Source organism: Schaalia vaccimaxillae DSM 15804 (genome assembly GCF_000420425.1).
Lineage (GTDB): Bacteria > Actinomycetota > Actinomycetes > Actinomycetales > Actinomycetaceae > Pauljensenia > Pauljensenia vaccimaxillae.
This window is the reverse complement of record NZ_ATUX01000009.1, coordinates 159,712-179,272: the sequence shown is the minus strand read 5'-3', so window position 1 is coordinate 179,272 and position 19,561 is coordinate 159,712. Positions and strand designations below refer to the sequence as shown.

Annotated in this window: 20 protein-coding genes and 1 pseudogene; 13 read left to right on the top strand and 8 right to left on the bottom strand. The window is 56.8% G+C overall.

The window, feature by feature from the left end; all coding sequences use genetic code 11:
* Positions 1–58: 58 nt before the first annotated feature.
* Together fumC and G439_RS0108720 are read left to right on the top strand one after the other, a co-directional pair.
* Complete coding sequence (fumC, locus tag G439_RS0108725) at positions 59–1,465, top strand: class II fumarate hydratase (RefSeq protein WP_022868803.1); 1,407 nt, start codon at positions 59–61, stop codon at positions 1,463–1,465.
* A 91-nt stretch (positions 1,466–1,556) separates the two neighbouring features.
* Positions 1,557–2,366 carry a sulfite exporter TauE/SafE family protein gene (locus tag G439_RS0108720; RefSeq protein WP_022868802.1) on the top strand — a complete coding sequence of 270 codons (810 nt, stop codon included), beginning with the start codon at positions 1,557–1,559 and terminating at the stop codon, positions 2,364–2,366.
* Here G439_RS0108720 and G439_RS11725 read toward each other — a convergent pair.
* Entirely contained in the window at positions 2,338–2,727 is a 390-nt protein-coding gene (locus G439_RS11725) for a winged helix-turn-helix transcriptional regulator (RefSeq protein ID WP_022868801.1), read from the bottom strand. The genes G439_RS0108720 and G439_RS11725 overlap by 29 nt on opposite strands.
* A gap of 168 nt (positions 2,728–2,895) precedes the next feature.
* Here G439_RS11725 and G439_RS0108710 point away from each other — a divergent pair, with 168 nt between their 5' ends.
* From G439_RS0108710 to G439_RS0108700, 3 genes are all read left to right on the top strand, one after another.
* Positions 2,896–3,675 carry a nuclear transport factor 2 family protein gene (locus tag G439_RS0108710; RefSeq protein ID WP_022868800.1) on the top strand — a complete coding sequence of 260 codons (780 nt, stop codon included), beginning with the start codon at positions 2,896–2,898 and terminating at the stop codon, positions 3,673–3,675.
* Between the two features lie 76 nt (positions 3,676–3,751).
* The gene (locus tag G439_RS0108705; protein WP_022868799.1) at positions 3,752–4,666 is read left to right on the top strand and encodes an SIR2 family NAD-dependent protein deacylase; all 915 of its coding nucleotides are present in this window, start codon (positions 3,752–3,754) and stop codon (positions 4,664–4,666) included.
* 1 nt (position 4,667) lies between these two features.
* On the top strand, positions 4,668–5,453 hold the full coding sequence (locus G439_RS0108700; protein WP_022868798.1) for a protein-ADP-ribose hydrolase: 786 nt from the start codon (positions 4,668–4,670) through the stop codon (positions 5,451–5,453).
* Here G439_RS0108700 and G439_RS12425 read toward each other — a convergent pair.
* From G439_RS12425 to G439_RS0108675, 5 genes and pseudogenes are all read right to left on the bottom strand, one after another.
* Positions 5,429–6,154, bottom strand: coding sequence for a type I restriction endonuclease subunit R, EcoR124 family (locus tag G439_RS12425; protein WP_131333602.1), 726 nt, complete (start codon positions 6,152–6,154; stop codon positions 5,429–5,431). The two genes, G439_RS0108700 and G439_RS12425, sit on opposite strands and share 25 nt — an antisense overlap.
* A 49-nt stretch (positions 6,155–6,203) precedes the next feature.
* A pseudogene (locus tag G439_RS11720) lies at positions 6,204–7,077 on the bottom strand (type I restriction-modification system subunit M); the annotation flags it as partial.
* Between the two features lie 211 nt (positions 7,078–7,288).
* Positions 7,289–8,200, bottom strand: a complete 912-nt coding sequence (locus G439_RS0108690; RefSeq protein ID WP_022868797.1) for an exonuclease domain-containing protein — start codon at positions 8,198–8,200, stop codon at positions 7,289–7,291.
* Between the two features lie 151 nt (positions 8,201–8,351).
* A complete protein-coding gene (locus G439_RS0108680) occupies positions 8,352–9,278 on the bottom strand; it encodes a hypothetical protein (RefSeq protein WP_022868795.1) in 927 nt (308 codons plus the stop codon).
* Positions 9,279–9,556: 278 nt separating this feature from the next.
* Positions 9,557–10,495: a DMT family transporter gene (locus tag G439_RS0108675; RefSeq protein WP_022868794.1), complete on the bottom strand. Its 939-nt coding sequence runs from the start codon at positions 10,493–10,495 to the stop codon at positions 9,557–9,559.
* Positions 10,496–10,596: 101 nt separating this feature from the next.
* Here G439_RS0108675 and G439_RS11715 point away from each other — a divergent pair, with 101 nt between their 5' ends.
* A complete protein-coding gene (locus G439_RS11715) occupies positions 10,597–11,016 on the top strand; it encodes a rhodanese-like domain-containing protein (protein WP_022868793.1) in 420 nt (139 codons plus the stop codon).
* Here the strand turns inward: G439_RS11715 and G439_RS11710 are convergent.
* Positions 11,013–11,870, bottom strand: coding sequence for a sulfite exporter TauE/SafE family protein (locus G439_RS11710; RefSeq protein WP_022868792.1), 858 nt, complete (start codon positions 11,868–11,870; stop codon positions 11,013–11,015). The two genes, G439_RS11715 and G439_RS11710, sit on opposite strands and share 4 nt — an antisense overlap.
* A gap of 102 nt (positions 11,871–11,972) precedes the next feature.
* Between G439_RS11710 and G439_RS0108660 the strand changes: the two genes are divergently transcribed.
* A complete protein-coding gene (locus tag G439_RS0108660; RefSeq protein ID WP_022868791.1) occupies positions 11,973–12,896 on the top strand; it encodes an ABC transporter ATP-binding protein in 924 nt (307 codons plus the stop codon).
* 2 nt (positions 12,897–12,898) lie between these two features.
* A complete protein-coding gene (locus tag G439_RS0108655) occupies positions 12,899–14,167 on the top strand; it encodes an ABC transporter permease (RefSeq protein ID WP_022868790.1) in 1,269 nt (422 codons plus the stop codon).
* Between the two features lie 120 nt (positions 14,168–14,287).
* Here G439_RS0108655 and G439_RS0108650 read toward each other — a convergent pair whose 3' ends face one another.
* On the bottom strand, positions 14,288–15,364 hold the full coding sequence (locus G439_RS0108650; protein ID WP_022868789.1) for a YeiH family protein: 1,077 nt from the start codon (positions 15,362–15,364) through the stop codon (positions 14,288–14,290).
* 230 nt (positions 15,365–15,594) lie between these two features.
* Between G439_RS0108650 and G439_RS11705 the strand changes: the two genes are divergently transcribed.
* The 5 genes from G439_RS11705 to G439_RS0108625 all read left to right on the top strand — a co-directional run bounded on the left by G439_RS11705 (position 15,595) and on the right by G439_RS0108625 (position 19,402).
* Positions 15,595–16,083, top strand: a complete 489-nt coding sequence (locus tag G439_RS11705; RefSeq protein ID WP_022868788.1) for an RNA polymerase sigma factor — start codon at positions 15,595–15,597, stop codon at positions 16,081–16,083.
* Positions 16,080–16,883, top strand: coding sequence for a hypothetical protein (locus G439_RS0108640; RefSeq protein WP_022868787.1), 804 nt, complete (start codon positions 16,080–16,082; stop codon positions 16,881–16,883). Before G439_RS11705 ends, G439_RS0108640 begins: the two co-directional genes overlap by 4 nt.
* Positions 16,884–16,907: 24 nt before the next feature.
* Positions 16,908–17,816: an ABC transporter ATP-binding protein gene (locus tag G439_RS11700; protein ID WP_022868786.1), complete on the top strand. Its 909-nt coding sequence runs from the start codon at positions 16,908–16,910 to the stop codon at positions 17,814–17,816.
* Complete coding sequence (locus G439_RS0108630) at positions 17,813–18,982, top strand: ABC transporter permease subunit (RefSeq protein ID WP_022868785.1); 1,170 nt, start codon at positions 17,813–17,815, stop codon at positions 18,980–18,982. Before G439_RS11700 ends, G439_RS0108630 begins: the two co-directional genes overlap by 4 nt.
* Positions 18,983–19,072: 90 nt before the next feature.
* Positions 19,073–19,402: a DsrE family protein gene (locus G439_RS0108625; protein WP_022868784.1), complete on the top strand. Its 330-nt coding sequence runs from the start codon at positions 19,073–19,075 to the stop codon at positions 19,400–19,402.
* Positions 19,403–19,561 lie beyond the last annotated feature (159 nt).

Sequence of the window (19,561 nt, the reverse complement as noted above, 5' to 3'; positions counted from 1 at the left end):
TCAGCGGCTCTAACCGGTAGGCTTGGACGCGTACGTTGCCTATGCGAAGGAGCCCCTAGTGGCACAGAACACCCGTACCGAATCCGACTCCATGGGAACCGTCGAGGTTGCCTCCGACCGTTACTGGGGAGCTCAAACTGAGCGGTCCCTGCACAACTTCGATATTGGACGTGAGACCTTCGTTCTCACCCGTCCCCTCATTAAGGCGATGGGCGTCCTCAAGAAGTCCGCTGCATTGGCCAACGCCGAACTGGGCGAACTCCCCCAGGACATCGCCGACCTGATCGCAAAGGCCGGCGACGAGGTGATCTCGGGCGAGCTTGATGAACACTTCCCGCTGGTCGTGTTCCAGACCGGTTCTGGCACACAGTCGAACATGAACTCCAACGAAGTGATCTCTAACCGCGCCATCGAAATGGCTGGCGGCGAAATGGGTTCAAAGAGCCCCGTTCACCCCAATGACCACGTCAACCGCGGCCAGTCCTCCAACGACACTTTCCCCACAGCTATGCACATCGCCGTCGTCGACGAACTGCAGCGCATGTACCCGCGCGTTATGCAGCTGCGCGACACCTTCGACAAGAAGGCCAAGGAATTCGCTGACATCGTCATGGTTGGCCGTACCCACCTCCAGGACGCCACCCCCATCACCTTGGGCCAGGTGTTCTCCGGTTGGGTCGCTCAAATTGATTTTGCCCTCGACGGTATCCGCTACGCCGATTCACGTGCGCGCGAGCTAGCCATCGGTGGCACCGCTGTTGGTACGGGTTTGAACGCCCACCCCGACTTCGGTGTGCTGACCGCCAAGAAGATCTCCGAAGAGACCGGTATCGAGTTCACCCAGGCCGACAACCTCTTCGCCGCTCTGGGAGCTCACGACGCCCTCGTCCTCGTCTCTGGCGCGCTGCGCGTGCTGGGCGATGCCCTGATGAAGATCGCCAACGACGTGCGCTGGTACGCATCCGGTCCGCGTAACGGCATCGGCGAACTCATCATCCCTGAGAATGAGCCCGGCTCATCCATCATGCCTGGCAAGGTCAACCCGACCCAGTGTGAGGCGATGACGATGGTGGCCACCAAGGTCTTCGGCAACGACGCGACCGTCGGCTTTGCTGGCTCGCAAGGTAACTTCCAGCTCAACGTGTTCAAGCCCGTTATGGCGTGGTGCGTGCTGGAATCGATCCAGCTGCTCGGCGATGCCTGCGTGTCCTTCGATACGAACTGTGCGTACGGCATTGAGCCGAACCTGGAGAAGATTCAGCACAACCTGGATACGAACCTCATGCAGGTGACCGCTCTGAACCGTCACATCGGCTACGACAAGGCTTCGAAGATCGCGAAGAACGCCCACAAGAAGGGGCTGTCGCTGCGCGAGTCTGCTCTGGAGCTGGGCTACGTCACCGACGAAGAGTTCGACGCTTGGGTTGTTCCGATGGACATGACGCGCCCGTCGGCCGCGAAGTGATCGCGAGTCTGTGACGCTGTAACGGTTCGGGCTACGGTCCGGTCAGCGGTGAAAGTCCCCGCCCTCCTCGTTGAGGGCGGGGACTCATTTTATGGTGAAAACCAGCGGAAAAATTGTGTGGAGTGCGCTCGTCGGAGCCGACTGGACCGATAAGCTCGGGTGGGTGATCAACGACGCTTTCTTGCTGGCCGCCGCCATCGGCGCGGGGCTGCTGTCCTACTTGGCGGGCTTGGCGTCCCTGGTGTCGTATCCGGCGCTCATCGCCCTGGGCATTCCGCCGGTGCTGGCGAACACATCGAACACCGTCGGGCTGCTCGGTGGAGGCCTAGGGTCGACGATCGCGGCGTGGAAGGACCTCAAGCGGATCACGGCCTATCCCATGGGGTGGCTTTCGATGTTGTCCACGTTGGGCGGGGCCCTGGGCGGCCTGCTGGTTCTGGTGATGGATCCGTCCGTGTTCGAGGCCGTGGCCCCGTGGCTGGTGCTCACGGGCGCGTTGACGGTGCTTTTCGACCCGTGGTTCACCAAGCTCAGCGGCGGGCGTCCGATGAAGCGGACGTTGTTCTACGGACTGCTCGCCGTCGTCACCGTGTACGGCGGGTATTTCGGTGCGGGTGTGGGCGTGCTGTTCGTGGCGGTATGCACGTTGGGCGGGGAGTTCACCACGCATGAGGCCGTCATCGTCAAGACTCCCCTGCTGGCGCTGGCGAATCTGGGGGCGTCGGTGCTGTTCGTCATTCAGGGGCAGGTGGATTGGCACGTGGCGATTATCATCGGCGTGGGGTCGTTGATCGGCGGGTACGCGGGTCCGTATGTTCAGAAGTTCTTCTCCGAGGCGATGCTGCGCTGGCTCATCGCGGTGGGCGGCATCGTCATGACGGTGTGGTTGTTGGTGCGGTGAGGGCCTCGGCGGATTCGTCGATTCCTGAGCGCAGCCGTTCCTTGTAGCCCTCCCCCCATGCCCACATCGCGTCGATAACGGGTTGGAGGGTTTTGCCCAGGTCAGTCAGCGAGTACTCGACGCGCGGCGGCACTTCGGCGTAGACCTGACGGTGGACCAGGCCGTAGTCCTCCATCGCCCGCAGGTTCTCCGTCAGCACTTTCTGCGAGACTTTCCCGATTGATCGTTGGAGTTCTTTGAAGCGCAGGGTGCCGTTGGCGAACAGGTCGCGCAAGATGAGGATCTGCCATTTGCTGCGGATCAGGGTGAGGGTGGTTTCAACGGGGCACGCGGGCAGGTCCTCGAGTATTGGCGATGCCATTTTCTCGGTTCCTTTCGTATGGGATTGGCCGGATTCAGCATAAGTTACTTTTAGGTACCTACATGACTTTATAGTGCCTACTTCCCAAACGGTACCACTTCTTGAATACTTCCCATTGTCGGAACACCAAGAGCGGCGCCTCGCCGCACAACGAAGAGGAACCACACGATGTCTATGCAGATCACCACAGCCCAGGCCCTGATCCAGACCTTCGCCACCGGCGATTCAGCCAAGGCCGCCTCTCTCCTGGCCGAGGGATACATCCAGCACAACCTGGCATACGGCACCGGGCGAGACGCTTTCGTCGGAGCCGTGGAATCCCTTGCCTGTGCCCCCGTCCCGACCACCGTGAAGAACATCCGCGCGTACGAGGACGGCGACAAGGTGTTCTTGCAGACCGTCTACAACTTCGCAGGCGCCGGCGAGCAGGTGGCCTTCGACATCTTCCGCTTCGATGAGAACGGCCTGATTTGCGAGCACTGGGACAACCTCGCCCCGCTGGCCACCTCGCCCAACCCGTCGGGCCGCTCCCAGATCGACGGCCAGACCCAGGCCCGGGATCTGGATCTGACCGAGGCCAACCGTCAGGTCGTGCGGGACTTCCTCGCTGATGTCATGCAGAACCAGCATCCGGAGAAGACCCCCGGCTACTTCGACGGCGACGTCTACATCCAGCACAACACGGATATCGCCGATGGCCTGTCGGGTTTGGGCGGAGCGCTGGCCGCCATGGCCGAGCAGGGCATCGCGATGGTCTACGACACCGTGCACATGGTGCTCGCCCAGGGTGACATGGTGTTAGCCGTTTCCGAGGGAACCTTCGGCGGAGTTCCCACCAGCTACTACGACCTATGGCGGGTGGAGAACAGCAGGATCGCGGAGCACTGGGATGTCATGGAGACCATCGCTTCGGAATCGGCCCGCCGCAACGACAACGGCAAGTTCTGAAATCGGGTCTCCGACCAGTTTCGTGACGTGCAGCCGAAGGCGCGACGATGATCGTGGCACAGAGTGGAGGACAACCATGCGAGAGAAGGATTGCAGCGCGTCGCTCGGCGACCTCGTCGATGAGTTGGAGGCTGCCGATGCGGTGGTCGTGGGTGCCGGCGCAGGGCTGTCGACCGCTGCGGGGCTGACCTACTCCGGGGAGCGCTTCGAACGTCTCTTCCCGGATTTCATCGGGAAATACAGGCTGCGCGACATGTACTCGGCGGGCTTCTTCCCGTTCCCCTCGCCGCAGGAGCGCTGGGCGTACTGGAGCCGCCACATCTGGTGCAACCGGTACATCCAGCCGCCCGAGGACACTTACGCAAAGCTGTTGCGGTTGGTGGACGGCAAAGACTATTTCGTCCTGACCACCAATGTCGATCACCAGTTCCAGTCGGCTGGTTTCGCCAAGGAGCGACTGTTCTACACGCAGGGCGATTACGGGTTGTGGCAGTGCAGCGAGCCGTGCCGCCTGAGGACGTACCACAATTACGATTCCGTGCGTCGGATGATCGAGGCCCAGGGTGTGCAGATCAGCGCCGGGGGCGATGTGACGGTGCCCGACGGGGGTGTGCTGATGGAGGTGCCGGAGGAGTTGGTGCCCAGGTGTCCAGTGTGCTCGGGGCCGATGTCGATGAATCTGCGCACGGATTCCACGTTCGTCGAGGATGCCGGGTGGCACGAGGCCGCCGCCCGTTACCGGCGTTTCACTGAGGCGCATCGGGGTGGGCGGGTCATCTACATGGAATTGGGCGTGGGAATGAATACTCCGGGCATCATCAAGTACCCGTTCTGGCGTGCGGTGTATGCGAATCCCGAGGCTTCGTATGTGTGCGCCAATCTGGGCGATGCGTATGCGCCCGCGAAGATCGGCGAGCGGTCCATTCTGATCGATGGCGACCTCAATGTCGTCCTCGACGAGGTTCTGGCGTTGGCCGGGAAGGAGCACTGACATGGATGCGAGCCGCCAGGAGACGCTGCTGCACGCTCTGGTCGCAGGCTTGTGCGCCGAGCGGGGCATTGAGCCGCTGGACTCCATGAGCGCGGATGCGCTCTGGGGGACTTTCCGAGCCCTGGTCAATACGCGCGCCCCCGGCCCGACTGGCGCCTCGTGGCTGGCCATGCAGGATGAGTTGCTGCAGGGGTTGATCGCGCGGGCGGGGATCGCCTCGTTGGAGGATGCGCGTCCCAGCGGCATCGATCCGCGTTTGTCCGTGTGGCGGGGTGACATCACGACGCTGGCGGTTGATGGGATCGTCAACGCGGCGAATAGCCGGATGCTCGGCTGTTGGGCGCCGGGGCATGCGTGCATTGACAATGCGATTCATACGTTCGCGGGCGTTCAGTTGCGAGCCGAATGCGCGCGCATCATGGATGAGCAGGAGCATGACGAGCCGACGGGCACGGCGAAGATCACGCCCGCGTACAACCTGCCCGCCGGGCATGTCATTCACACGGTCGGGCCGATCGCGAACGGGCGGCCCACGCAGCAGCACCGTCGCCTCTTGGCCTCGTGCTATACGAGTTGCCTGGACATCGCGTTGGACAGAGGCCTGGATTCGATTGCCTTCTGCTGCATCAGCACCGGGGTGTTCGGATATCCCCAGGATGCCGCGGCGCGCGTCGCAGTCACTACTGTTCGCGAGTGGCTCGATGCCCGCGGCACCGAGATGCGCGTCGTTTTCAACGTGTTCTCGGACGCCGACGATCACATCTATCGGGACCTTCTCAGGGCGTAAGGGCCGCGGAGCTGCTCATCGTCAAGGTCGTCGCTGGCGATGCCGAGGCCGCCGAATCGGTCAACCCAGGTTCGCAGTGCTTCGATGATTCGTTGTTTCTTCTGCGCTCGAGCTGCTCCTCCGGTCTTAGCGAAGCGTGACAGAGGAGGAAGAATCCGAGTGATCGCCGTTCCTTCTTCCGAGACGTAGCCCATTCTCAGGGCGTCGCTGGCGAAGGACTGAGCTTCCACCTCTTTGAGGTTCTCGGCGGCAATGAGGTGTTTGAGTTCTTCGATGCGCCGACGGCTGATGAACTCCTTCCATTCGGCGGTGACATTGCCGTTCAGTGACACGGCATCGACGAAGTCGAAGATCAGGTCGCGCTTGTTGTACAAGGAGGGGCTGGAATCGACGGCACGGCGGATGTCGACGGGAATCTCCTTGTCGTCGCCGTCGCCGCGTTCTGCCCGGCGTTCTTCGACGAGCATGAGGATGTAGTCGACGTTGACTTCGACTTGTTTGACCAGTTCGATCTCGAAGACCAGGTCGTCGTTGATGTTCTCGCGTTCGGCTTGCGCGTTCGGGCGCATCTCGTGGTAGAGGTCGACGTACACGGAGCGGTAGTCCTGGAACTCTCCGTCTTGGATGACGTCGTCGGAGGCGAACTCGTCCGAAGGAGGTGAGGATGTTGCGCAAGCGCATGAGCGAGCCGAAGAGTTCAACGAATCTCTTCTTCTGCTCTTCCGACTCGATGACGCCGCCGGGCGTGAATTCGCTGCGCAGGTCGTCGACGATGGCGTCAATCTGCTCGCGCAGGATCTGCTGCCGAGCGACGATCCCTCGGATTTCCTTCGTTCAATGCAACGATATCGACGGCCTCGCGGGTGTCCTCGGCCTCGACATAACTAGACACCGACAAGTTGTACCCGTTGGCCGCAATCGCCTCGGCATCAACCAAAGCCGTCATGTACTGGTTCTCCTGGCGAGTCATCACCGCGTCGACGATCATCTGCTGATGCTCGGGTGCCAGCTTGTTCTTATTCCCCTCACGCACGAACTGGGCCGACGCATCAACGAACATCACCTTGTTATCCGTCTTCGACTTCTTCAACACTATGATGCACGTCGCGATCGTGGTCCCAAAGAAGAGGTCCGGCGGCAACTGGATCACCGCATCCACGTAGTTGTTGTCCACCAGGTACTGTCGGATCTTCCCCTCCGCCGCGCCTCGATACAGAACGCCCGGGAACTCAACGATCGCCGCCACCCCATCCACTGCCAGCCAATGCAGCATGTGCATGGTGAAAGCCAGATCCGCCTTCGACTTCGGTGCCAGCGCACCCGCAGGCGCAAAACGCGGATCATTGACGAGCGCCGGATCATCCTTACCCACCCACTTCGTCGAATACGGCGGGTTCGATACGATCTCGTCAAAGGGCTCGTCATCCCAATACGCCGGTTCCAGCAGCGTGTCGCCGTGGGCGATATCGAAGTCCGCGAAGTTCACGTCATGGAGGAACATGTTGATCCTGCACAGGTTGTACGTCGTCAGGTTGCTCTCCTGACCGTAGAACCCGTCAACATTGTCCTTGCCCAGCACCTTCGCGAACTTCAACAGCAGCGCGCCCGACCCCGCGCACGGGTCTAACAAGTTCCAATCTTTGATACAAGCCGAGCATGTGCCATTAGCCCGCAAACCGCGTGGTTTCTGAGCTTTTCCGCGTTTCGGCGCACGCGAATAAGGGTGCCGTTCGGCACGGTAATCATATGCTCTTGAGATTGCTGTGCTCAATAGAGACACCCCTTTCTTAAATCGTTAAAAAGTATCGAATCGTTAAAAGGTTCAGACCTGCTCGTCACACACCCTCATCGCTCAAGATGTCGTAGAAAGTGAACTCGTCGATGATCTCTATGTCGTTGCCCTCCAGCTTGAGTTGCTCCGCCTTCTTGTGCTTCGAGGACTTCTCGCCATGAAGAATGGCGTTATAGTCGTTGTTCCCAAGAATCAGGTAGTTGGTCTTCTTCGTGACGCTGTTGTCCAAGATGCCGCCCAGATTGACAACGATCTGCATGGCATCCTTCCTGACCATCTTTTCCAGCTTGCCGGTGAAAACAACGTGTCGGTCATAGAAGAAGCTGTCCTCGTTGATTTCCACCGTGGTCGGCGTAATGGCGCTGATGTCGATTCCTTTAGAGTGGCCTCCGCCTTTATGTCCGCCCCACAGATCCTCGATTCTTAGATTCTTCTCGGCCATCGTTTTCTTGATGGTCTCGTATAGCTCCTGCGTCGTTATGCAGTCCGCAATCGATCTGTGCTCATTGTTGGATAGGCCGAGGTGTTCCGCCAAGTCGGAAAGACGATGATGCCCTAATTCCGGATACACCTTACGGGCAAACTGCATCGTGTCCATGTACTCGTTCTCTATCTCTTCAGCGAAGCCCGCATTGAGAAAACGGATGTCGAACGACGTATTGTGGCCGACGATGATGTCGTCGCCGACGAACGAGAGGACAGCGTCCTTCACTTCGGCAATTGACGGCATTCCGGCTACCATCTCGTTCGTAATACCGGTCAGTGCAGTAATGAAACCGTCAATCAGGTACTCGGGATGAATCAGCTGAGCGTACTGATCCACCACAGCACCGCCCCGGACTCGCAGTATCCCGATTTCGATGACTTCGTCGTAATACGCCGAGAGCCCCGTGGTCTCCGTGTCCAGAACGCAGTAGTCATCGATGATTTTCTTCGTGTAATTCGTTGCACCCATTCATTAAAACCTCTCTACTCAAAGCCCCTTAGCCGACGTTCTTCTTCAGATGCTCGAAGGCTGCTTTGATTTTTGCTGCCATCAGCTTCCTGCGCTCGACAAGGAAATCTTCGTAAGACATATTCTTCCAGCCGTGCGGCAGCGCGTTTTCCTACTCCATGCGAAGGATCTCTGCCTCAGATTTGCCTTCGCAGACAATCAGATAGTAGACAGAGGGCGCATCGTCGAGGATGTCCATGTTGTCTTTCCAATCGATGAAGGCGTAGTTCGGCATCTGGTTTATCTTCGAGTCGGAGTATCCCAGCGATTTGAGATATGCCTTCGGGAACAGATGATGCTTTTCGAGGGATTTTCTATTGCCGTCCGTCCCCGGCTCGAAGAGCTTTGACACCAGCAGATTGCTCTTCGAGAACAGAATCTTCGCATCCATGATGTTCAGAGATGCCACGTAGGCGTTCCACGCATTGTTGCCCCTGCCAGAAACCGCAAGCCCCTCTGAGCCAAGCAGCGTAATGTCGAAGTAGTCGTTCGTCGGGCGCTCGTTTACTCTGGACAGGATGAACTGCTTGTATTCTTCCAACGAGCTAAGTCCCTTTATGCTGTTCAGATGCCCCTCGACGGTTGATTCGAAAGAGCCCGTATACAAAGAGATCAGTGACGCATAGAAGAACCACAGCGAAGTCAGATGCATATTTTCGTTGTAGGATGCGTGGAACCGATGTTTTGCGGTCAGGTAGAAGGCATAGCTGTAAAAGATTGCGTTGCTTGAAAGAATCAAATCCCCAAAGAGATAGCCAGCGTTCATAATCGCCTTCAGGAACTCGTGCCAGCTGTGCACATCCAGAACGTCCGGCAGCTTCGTCTTCAGCGTATCGAATCGCTGGGTGCGTAGCTCGTCATCCACTGCGCCACGGCGATCAAAGTCCGCACCTCGAAGCACCTTATAGCCATACTTCAAACGCGCCCTGTCAAAGGCATAGGCCATGACCACGCGAATGACTTCCTGCGCGGAAACCGTCGTGATCTGGTTATAGGATGTCGTCTTCCCCTTCGCTACGAAGGCGGACAATTCTTCCATAGCGAGAGCCTTTGTAGACGCATAACTAGTCGTATTTGTGTCGCGTTGTGCCAGATTCTGTCGGTGCGTGATGTCGTCGATTTCAAGCGACGCTATCGCTCAGTTGTCAGTCTTGCCGTGCCAAAGAATGTCTCCAACGGGTCTGTCCGGCGCTTCTTCTGGTTCGGATACCTACACATCACGACGGGAATACTTCGGCTATTTTTCGATGAAAACTTAGGCCCAATGCCAAAGTTGGACCGTTCTTGTTGGTGAAGTTGGACCGCAGCAGCCCCCATTCATCCAAGTTGCACGGCCAAGACACCCGCAAGCATGACGCCAAGACCGACCAGCTGTACGGGTACAACCCGTTTGTGAGGCGCCTCGAGCCACCCGAAGTGATCGACGCAGATTGACCCGGCTGTCTGCCCAGTTAAAGCCGCAACCATTGCCGGTCCCGTACCAATGCGCGGCACCAGGGCTGCCATGGTGAAGACAAAGACCGCTCCCAATAGCCCACCGATCCACATCCACTTGGGGTGATCGTTCCAGGCGGCGGTACGCACCGGGAATTGACGCAGCAAAGCCACCAGCACCACCAGGCCGGCCGTGCCAACCACGAAAGATACGAGGGCGGCCTGCACGGGCGTACCAACCGTCCGCCCCAGGGCGCCGTTTACCGCGCCTTGCGTACCAGAACAGGCGCCGGCAAAGAGTCCAGCGAAACGCCAGAGCCACCGGCTCAGCCCCTGCTCGCCCACCACTGCCGGAGCGTATGCGGGACGATTGCGAAGATCTTTGAGGACCGTCGCCGCTAGAACTCCGGCAATAACAAAGATTAAACCGATACCGCGCAACAGATTCACTGGACGCTCAGTAACCTCAAGCCACCCGAAGTGGTCGATCACCACAGAGGCCAGGATCTCTCCAAGAACAGGCCAAATCGCTGTTTCAACTCCGCCCAAGCGTGGGAAGATCAAAATATTCGTCGTCAGGAAGATCAATCCCATAACACCGCCCAGCCACTGCCACCAGGGAATCGAAGAGGCGATAGAAATGATCCCCAGTGGATCACCCGGATTGATACTCACCACCAGGATCAGAGCGACCGTGCCTACGGTAAAGCTGATGAGAGAGGCAAAGATTGGAGATGTCACGGCGGCGCGCAGCCGCGAGTTGATCGCGGTCTGCAAGGGCATGAGGAAGCCGACGAAAATACCGGCGAACAGGAACAGCACCCGCCCAGACTAAACCCGAATGCAGTCACCTCTAGTGCACGTTCCATGTACAACCTGGCACACTATGAGAGCAATTCTCTTGGACAGATTGGAGATTGACTGTGGCCAAGTCACTGACCCGCGTTTTTACGTCTCTCACCCTCGGTGTCCTCATCGTGGGTTCGATGTCAGCGTGCACCACCAACTCCAGCGCTGACTCGACCCCAGGGGCGACGCAGTCAGCCTCGTCCTCGTCTATGACCGCCGAAGAACTGGGAACGCTCATCGACGTGCGCACCCCGGAAGAATTCGCGCAAGGTCACCTTGAAGGCGCCATCAATATCGACTTCAATTCGGCCGACTTCCAAGAACAGATCACCCAGTTGGACCCCAACGGCACCTACACGCTGTATTGCCGCAGTGGAAACCGTGCTGGGCAAGCGTTGGAGCTCATGAAGAATCAGGGATTTAACCAGGTGACAAATATCGGCGGTGTTGAAGAGGCTGCAGCAACGACGGGACTTGAAATCGTCACCGACTAAACGGTCTTTCCCTTGACTTTGGCCTGCTTCCTGGCTTTGCGCAAAGTATTTGCAATGACACAGACCAAGAAGATTGCGAACAAGATGTTGCCCGTTTCGGGACTGATGAGGCCTGCGATCCAGGTTCCAACGGGCGCGGTTGCGGCTGCTCCAATGCCTACCAAGACGCCGACGCAAAGATCAACCATGCGGTGCTTAAAGTTCGTGTAGGTTCCAGCCAAAGCGGTGGGAATCATCGCCAGCAGGGATGTGCCGCGCGCCAGCAAGTCTCCCGCACCCACAACCAGTTCCAACCCGGGGACGATCACTGCTCCTCCGCCCACGCCAACCAATCCCGAGAGGATTCCAGATAGCAAACCCACCAGGATCATGGCGGCGCACGACCACACGTCAATGCTGATCGCGCCCTCGCGCACCGGCACTTGGAATTGTTGGGAAACAATGACAAAAACGGCGAAGCCAACGAAAATCCATGGCAGTACTTTGTCGGGCAGTATGCGAAGCAGCCATACTCCGATTTGAGAGCCCACCAGCGCTCCTACAACGACGAACGCGGTAGCAATGAGCGAAATCTGGCCCGTCGAAGCGTAGGAAATCGCACCAACCACGGCGGTTAAAACAATCGCGACCAAAGAGGTTGCCGAGGCGCGGCGCTGATCCATACCCAACACCGCCATGAGCGCCGGAACTATCACCAATCCGCCACCAACTCCGAAGAGTCCGGAAAGAAAACCAGCACATACTCCCGTGATAATGACGAGGGCGAGGCTGCGGCCTCGTGGCCACTGCGAAGGTTTCGCAACGTGGGGCGTATTGGAAGCAGCTTGGTCAGTGCCAGGGTTCGGGTGGGTCACAACTATCGATCATATGCCTGATTCCCGGTCGGGTTATCCGCCCAGGTGCGCCTAACCCCCGTGCAATAATTGCGGCACATTTTCAACCAGACAGGAGTACCCATGCTCACCATGTCAGGCTTGACGAAGAGTTTCGGCTCAATCCAAGCCCTTTCTGACCTTTCATTGAGTGTTGGCAGCAACGAAATCGTAGGTTTCGTTGGAGCCAACGGCGCCGGCAAGTCCACAGCGATGCGTATCACCATGGGAGTGTTGGAAGCTGATGCCGGTAGCGTCTCTTGGGAAGGCAAACCCCTGGATGCTTCGATGCGGCGCCGCATTGGCTACATGCCTGAAGAACGCGGCCTGTATCCGAAGATGAAAGTGGGCGAACAGCTCACCTACCTCGCCCGACTCCACGGAGTGAATGCCAGCCAAGCGAGGCGTGCAACCGAGGAATGGACGCAACGTCTGGGGATTAGCGAACGACGCGGCGACGATGTGCAAAAACTCAGTCTGGGCAATCAACAGCGAGTCCAACTGGCCGCAGCCCTGGTGTCTGACCCAGGATTATTGATTTTGGATGAGCCTTTTTCTGGCCTCGACCCCGTGGCCGTGGACGTGATGAGCGAGGTGCTGGAAGATCGCGCCCGCGCTGGCGTGCCGACTCTGTTCTCCTCCCATCAACTTGATGTTGTCCAGCGTTTGTGCGACCGCATTGTCATCATTCGCGCGGGCCGCTTGGTTGCTGACGGGACTATTGCTGAATTACAGGCGACGGATGAGCCTCGGTGGCGAGTCGTGGTTGATCCTCTTTCCCCCGTGACCCCAGGGCTGTCACTTGGCCTGCCGAACGAGGACGTATCCGCTGACGAGTCGGGGCAGGTGACGATTACGGCTGGTGGGGACGACGAGCAGCCGTTGCTCGCTGCCGCCCAAAGCCTGGGACATGTCCGAGAGTTGGGCCCGGTTCGTCGGCCTCTGACCGAAATTTTCCGCGATGCTTTGGCTGACGGTTCGGCTCACACCGAGGCGAAGGAGAACTAACTATGGCTTCTACACCTACCCGACGCCCCAAAACGGCTGGCGCAATGTCGGCGGCTGCAGAAATCCAACTAGTAGCAGGCCGAGAGCTTCGCACCCACCTGCTCAAAAAGTCATCAGTGATCTCCACGATGATCATGTTGGCAGTGGCTGTCCTAAGCATCGTCGCGTACTCGATCTTTGGTGGCGGCTCCCAAGAGCCCTACCGGATGACCATTGTGGGTTCGAATCCGCAGGTCACAACTGCCATTGAGTCTCACATGAAGCAAGTGACGGTATCGGGCATGCCGGTTTCGATCGCCGCCAGTGATGCCAACGTTGATGCGTTAGCACCGCTACTGTGCGACGAGCCCGAGGACGAGGCCGCCCGCATCGATGCGCTCGTGAATGTGGGCTCCACTCCCGTCGCACTACTCGTGTGCGAGGACGTGCCTTCAGCTGTCAACAGTGGCCTGACTGCTGCTTTGCAGGAAAGTGCGCTTGCTCAAGAGTTCACTCGCTTGGGTGGTACCACCACAGAACTTAGCGCGGCTTTGAATACAGCAATTCCCCAGGTGACCGCTCTCGAACCTTCGAGCTCCGCTGATGAGGCTTTTGGTGCTCGATACATCGTACTCATGGCTATTAACATCCTGCTCTTCATTGTCATTTTGGGGGGAGGGAGTGCGATCGCAATGGGGGTCGTTGAGGAGAAATCCAGCCGTATTGTTGAAATCCTTTTAGCATGTGTGCGCCCGACCTCGTTGCTGGCAGGAAAAGTTATCGGTATTGGTACCGCAGTGATCGTGTCTTATGGGCTCATCGGATTGTCTGCCGGCATCACCGCAGCTGTCACCGGCGTTTTACCCACTGAAGCTATTCCTCTGGATGCAGTCATTGTTATGGCACTGGTCTGGATGGTTGTGGGCTTTGCATTCTATGCGGTCCTCTTTGGCGCAGCCGGTGCTTTGGTTTCGCGCCAAGAAGACATCGGTAACGTGACCATGCCGCTGATGCTCCTAGCCATGGCTCCTTACTTCGCGTCAATCATGCTGGCAAGCGACCCGAATGGTTCGATTTGGCGAATCCTCAGCTACATTCCGCCTTTGAGCATCTTCCTCATGCCGGCACGTCTGGTGTTCGGAGTGTCTTCATGGATGGAGCAAGGCATTGCCGTGGCCCTGTGTCTGGTGGTTATTCCCCTCTTGGTCAAGTTGGGTGCAGTGATCTACACGCGCGCTGTCATGCGCATGGGATCGCGGGTTAAATTGCGTGAGGTTTTGCGCCGCAGCTGACTTGTCAAGTCTCTGTGCGAGGCTCAGGGCACTCCTATCCATCAATTCCTGCGGCCTCGAGCAGCTAGGAACACGAAGCGCAGACAAAAGGGGTGAATGCGTGGCGCTCGTCAGAACACTTCACGCTAGGAGAAGCAGCACCCCTGCGAGAGAAACAAGCAAGGATACGAGGCCTGCCGCTAATCCGAGGCTCAAGGCTCCCAGGCCGGTTTTGAGGATGCGTCCCAGGCGCACATCAGAGCCCATAGCAAACATGGCCATGGTCAGTAGGAAAGTGGCGGCGGTGTTGAAGTGATCAAAAACTGCTGGATCAACCATCGTATCGGTCAAGGCTCTGACCAACACCATCACGAGGAATCCCAGAACAAAGAGCGGAATAATCGGGGTCTTGGAGCGAGTCTGCTGTGGTGTCTGGAGATCGCTGGGGTCAGTGATCAAGACCGTCGTGTTGGCGAACGTCTGGCGGTTGCGGTCGATGCGCCGAGACTCCACCACCCCCATGAGGGCGACCAGCGGGGCCAGTAGAACAACACGCCCAAGCTTGGCGACGACTGCAACGTCGAGGATCTGTTGGGAGATGGATCCTGCGGTTGCGACGACTTGTCCGACCTCGTGCACGGCGGCACCCGTCCACACTCCTGCGGGGGTCGTTGGCAGGCATAGAGCTTGGATGAGAAGCGGAAGAAGGAAGATTTCGAGGGTGCCGAAGATTGTTACCGAAGCGATTGCGGTGGTGGCGGCGTCCTCGACGTCATCGGACTTGTTTTCGGGCCGGATGACGGCGCTCATTCCGGCGACTGCTGCAGCTCCACAGATTGCGGTGCCTGTTGCTGTCAGGATTGTGGTGGCGCGTGAGATCCGCATAATGCGTCCCAGGGCGATCGTGGCAGCAAAGACGCTGACAACCGTCACCACGATCACCATGATGGCTTGCCACCCCAGCAACAGGACGGCTGGGATCGAAAGGCGCAGTCCGAGGAGGACGACGCCGAGCCGCAGAATCTTCTTCGCGGTGAATTTCAGGCCCGCATCTGCCTGGGCGGGCAAGAGGTTGGTGTTGCGCAGTAGAACCCCGATAACAATCGCCACCACCATTGAGGACAAGACTGCGAAGCGCTGGTTGATAGCCACTGCGACGAGGGCGACGACGAGGCTAATCAGGACACCTGGTAGATAGGACGTGAGTTCTTTGCGCACCCGTCCATCTTGCTCCTGGTGTGGCTAATGAGGAAATCTGGTTTGCACCAACACCTCGCAAGCATCGATGCTTCTAATCTGCGCGTGGCATCAGTGGTTTCTTGTTACTTGGACAATCTCACCCAAGTACATGGAAGCCACCCCGTTTGTGACTCATACCACGCCTAAAAATGCATTAACAGCGCTCATTTTCCTGCTCAGCTGCGTTATTTGATACAGGAGGTGATGTTGTGCTGACAAGCGACCAAATCGAGGCTATTGCGCGAGAGACCTATCCGAATGTGCTCGCATATTGCCGCAGGCGCACTTATACGCAAGCAGAGGCCGAAGATGCAACGCAAGAAGTCTATTTACGCCTCGTCAAAGCCGCTCCAGGTGTGCACAACATTGGCAGAAATTCTGCTTTGGTTATGACCATTGCTCGCAATGTTTGCATCGATTTAGCACGCAAACGTGTACTAACTGACCCCCTACCTGATTCTCTACCTCAGAATTCAGATTCATCAGAAATCAGTCTCGCCATCGACAGTCTGCCAGAAGAATTAGCCGATGTTATCGAACTGATCTACAGCTACGGCCTGTCTATGTCTGAAACCGCAGCGGTCTTGTCGATTTCCCGATTCTCTGCCGCACGTCGACGGCGTCAAGCACTGAATATGCTCGCCGAGCTTCTCAGTGTGAACGACGCAGCTCCTCACTCGAAAGAAGCACACCGATGAAGAAGAACAACCCAGAAATCGAGACGTTCCTCAGAGATCATTTTGAACAGCAACGACCATTGGCCCGTCCAGAACACTTTGAGGCCCTACTCCAAGCCCTTCGCAATACCCCCATACCCGTAAGACAGATTGATTTAGTGGTGACACTAGGTTTTCTTGCAGAACAGGCTCGGTGGATCCGGCTGCGAATTTTCCTGTTACAACTCTTAGTTGCCACTCTCATTATCATCGCAGTCCAAGCGACACACTCACCGGATACAGTCCAGAATCTGCTCTCTACTGCAGGAGCAGTCATTGCTCTGTTGGGGGTCATCGAGCTACCCCGTAGTTACGCCACGGGATTAAGCGAGCTGGAAGCCGTCTGCCCTTTCAATGACGCTTCAGCAGCCTTTGGCAAGCTAATTGTCACCGGTTTTACCAGCAGTCTCTTCCTCTTCGTAACGACAGTGATCTGCTCGTTCTTAGAACCCACTCCTTTCATTGTTCTGATTGCAATGTCGTTTACGCCGTATTTCGCACTAACTGCGGGAGCTTTAACCATTAGCAGATTGTGTCCGCGCGACGCCGTCATCACCAGCACTTTTGCCTGGGGAGCTTTTGTTTTCGCTTTATGCATTCTGACGGCAGAAGTTCTACCGCTGACATTCAGCATGCTTTCGGCAGGCGTCTGGGTCTGTGCCGTGACGCTCTCTGTGTTCTGGCTAGCCCGAGAACTTTTTTCTTGGTTGAGCCAAGCCACTTCGAAGGCTCCGCTTCAAATCCCAGGTTTACCCGAAATCCGCCTTCAGCTGCATTCCTAAGTCATTGAGAAAGGATATCCACTCATGGTTCTGTCAATCGAGCATGTGTCGAAAAAATACGGAACGACTACGGCTGTTGACGATCTGAGCCTGACCTTGACCCCTGGAATTTATGGGTTACTGGGTCCTAATGGTGCTGGGAAAACCACTCTGATGCGCATCATCTGTTCAATCCTGCGCCCCACATCCGGAAGAGTGTTGTGGGCTGGCGAATCCATATTGGATATGGGTGAAAAGTACCGACGCCTTCTAGGCTATCTCCCGCAGGATTTCGGCTACTATCCAGAATTCACAGTTGAAGACTTCATGAATTACATGGCTTGCCTCAAAGGAATGAAGAAGGGCGAAGCAAGAAAATACATCTCACAGGCTTTACAAAGCGTGGGATTGAACGAAGATCGACGCCATGCAAAAATCCGTACTTTGTCGGGAGGACTCAAGCAACGCCTCGGTATTGCGCAAGCCATTCTTGCCAATCCAGACCTCCTAGTACTTGACGAACCGACCGCTGGACTCGATCCAAAAGAACGCGTTCGCTTCCGAAATCTGGTGACAACAATCGCGCAGGATCGCATCGTGCTTCTCTGCACCCATATTGTCTCGGACGTCGACACAATTGCGGATCAGGTCATCATCATGAACAACGGCGCCCTCACTGCCCACGGAACACCTGAGCAGGTCGCTGCACTCGCTCAGGGAAGGACTTGGCGGACGGAGGTTTCACCCAGCGAACTCAACAGAATCGATCTAGAACATTGCATCACCGATCTGAGGTATTCGCCCACCGGGAACGCCATAATTCGCACGGTCGGCCCCTATCCGCCCACACCAGACGCCGAATCCATAAGTCCAACTCTTGAGGACTATTACCTCGATGCCTTCAACGAAACCCAGGCGGGTACTACGACAAACGAACCGGAGGATAAGCGATGAAGCAGCTAGTGGCCTTCGAAGTCAAGAAGCTGTTGAACACTTGGTTCACCCGTGCATTGAACATATCAATCCTGCTTTTCCTGATATTCGTCGCAGTTATGAACGTCACTGAATCGACAGACATGATTGCCACTGACCGCTCTGCAGAATCTCATGCTGGGCCACTGACTACCGAGCGACTGTCGGATGAGTACGAGAAAGTACGCCGTTGGGTTGAAGCCGGTCAACCCACCAGCGGAAAACTTGCAGACGAGGTTGATCAAGTCGACATGATGTACATTTTGTCGCCATGGATGAAGGGAGGGTATCGGGTTGAAGACGCCATGTCAGCAATGGAAAACTCAGAGCTGGACTTTTATCAGCAACTGCACTATCAGGTTGAATCCGGATTCGATCGCGCTGCCGCAGATGGCTTCATCTATTCGCCAGCCGAAAGGCAATTCTGGATGGGCAAGCTGAAGTCTGTTCCCACTCCATTCGCCTACGGCTCAGGATTTGGCTGGTTACAGGTCCTCGATTGTTTAGGGTTCCTGTGTGTCCCGATCCTCGGAATCGGTATTACCCTGGCCTCGGTGTTTTCACGCGAATACCGTGACGGCACCGACGCTGTCATTCTGGCTTCTGCACGAGGCCGAACAACACTGGTAACTGCGAAGTTGATAGCCGCGATGCTATATGCCGCCATTTATGAAGTGATTGCGTCACTGACGTTGGTTGGATCTTTACTAGCCTTGATCGGACCGAAGGGGGCTTCCTTACCAATTCAACGCTACGTGCCGACCGCTCCGTATAATCTAACCCTAAGTCAGGCAACCGGTATCGGTCTGGTTCTTTTACTCGTCATAGCTTTAGCAATCGCTGCAGTTGCCGTTGCCTTGTCAGCAAAGTTCGTTTCTGCTCTGACGACCGCAGCAATGATTGCTTTCATTATTTTCCTGCCATTACTGGGATTAGGCACTTCTCCAGAATGGCGGAAAATGAAGTCCTTAACGATTGACGGGGTTTCGTCAATTTCTGGACTGTTCGATTCATACATATCTTTTGATATCGGCGGATTTGTAATCGACCATTTAACCGCCGGCGCAGTCCTTTACATCGCTCTGATTGCTATCTGTCTGCCCTGTGCAGCCTGGCTCTTCCGGCACCACCAAGTGGGTGGTCGGTAATACATGGACAGAGCGAACCTAGCGCTTAAAGGTTGATGGTTGTATCGGCGCTATTGATTCGCCCCCAACCAGCCGAATACTATCGAGCCCGTGAAATCTTTCCTTCTCCACATGACTGAGGCAGATCGTTGGCCAGCTGCATTGAGCAACCTCAACAATATGATTGAACAGAATCGTGCAGACCAGATCATTGTCGTCATCAATGGCACAGCGATCTATGTTCTTCAAGGAGACAACGACTGGACCCAGGCAATGAAAAAAGCGGCAGACCACGGAACAGCCTTTGTCGTATGTGAGAGATCAATAAGGAACCATAAAATCGCGCGCGAATCTCTACCCACATGGTGCGGAACAGTTCCCGCAGCGATCCCCGCCATCGGTGAACTCACACAGCAAGGTTTGGCGTATATCAAGCCCTGATTCGACAATGCGTCCCTCGGGAAATTTATGTGCGTCCCTCGCGGTTGAGACCACGCAAAAGCAGGTGTTTGCGATCATTGGCATGTGCAATACCTAAATGCCCGGTGGGCAACAGAACACAGGTAAACAAAATCCCCGACCCAAATTGGATCGGGGACC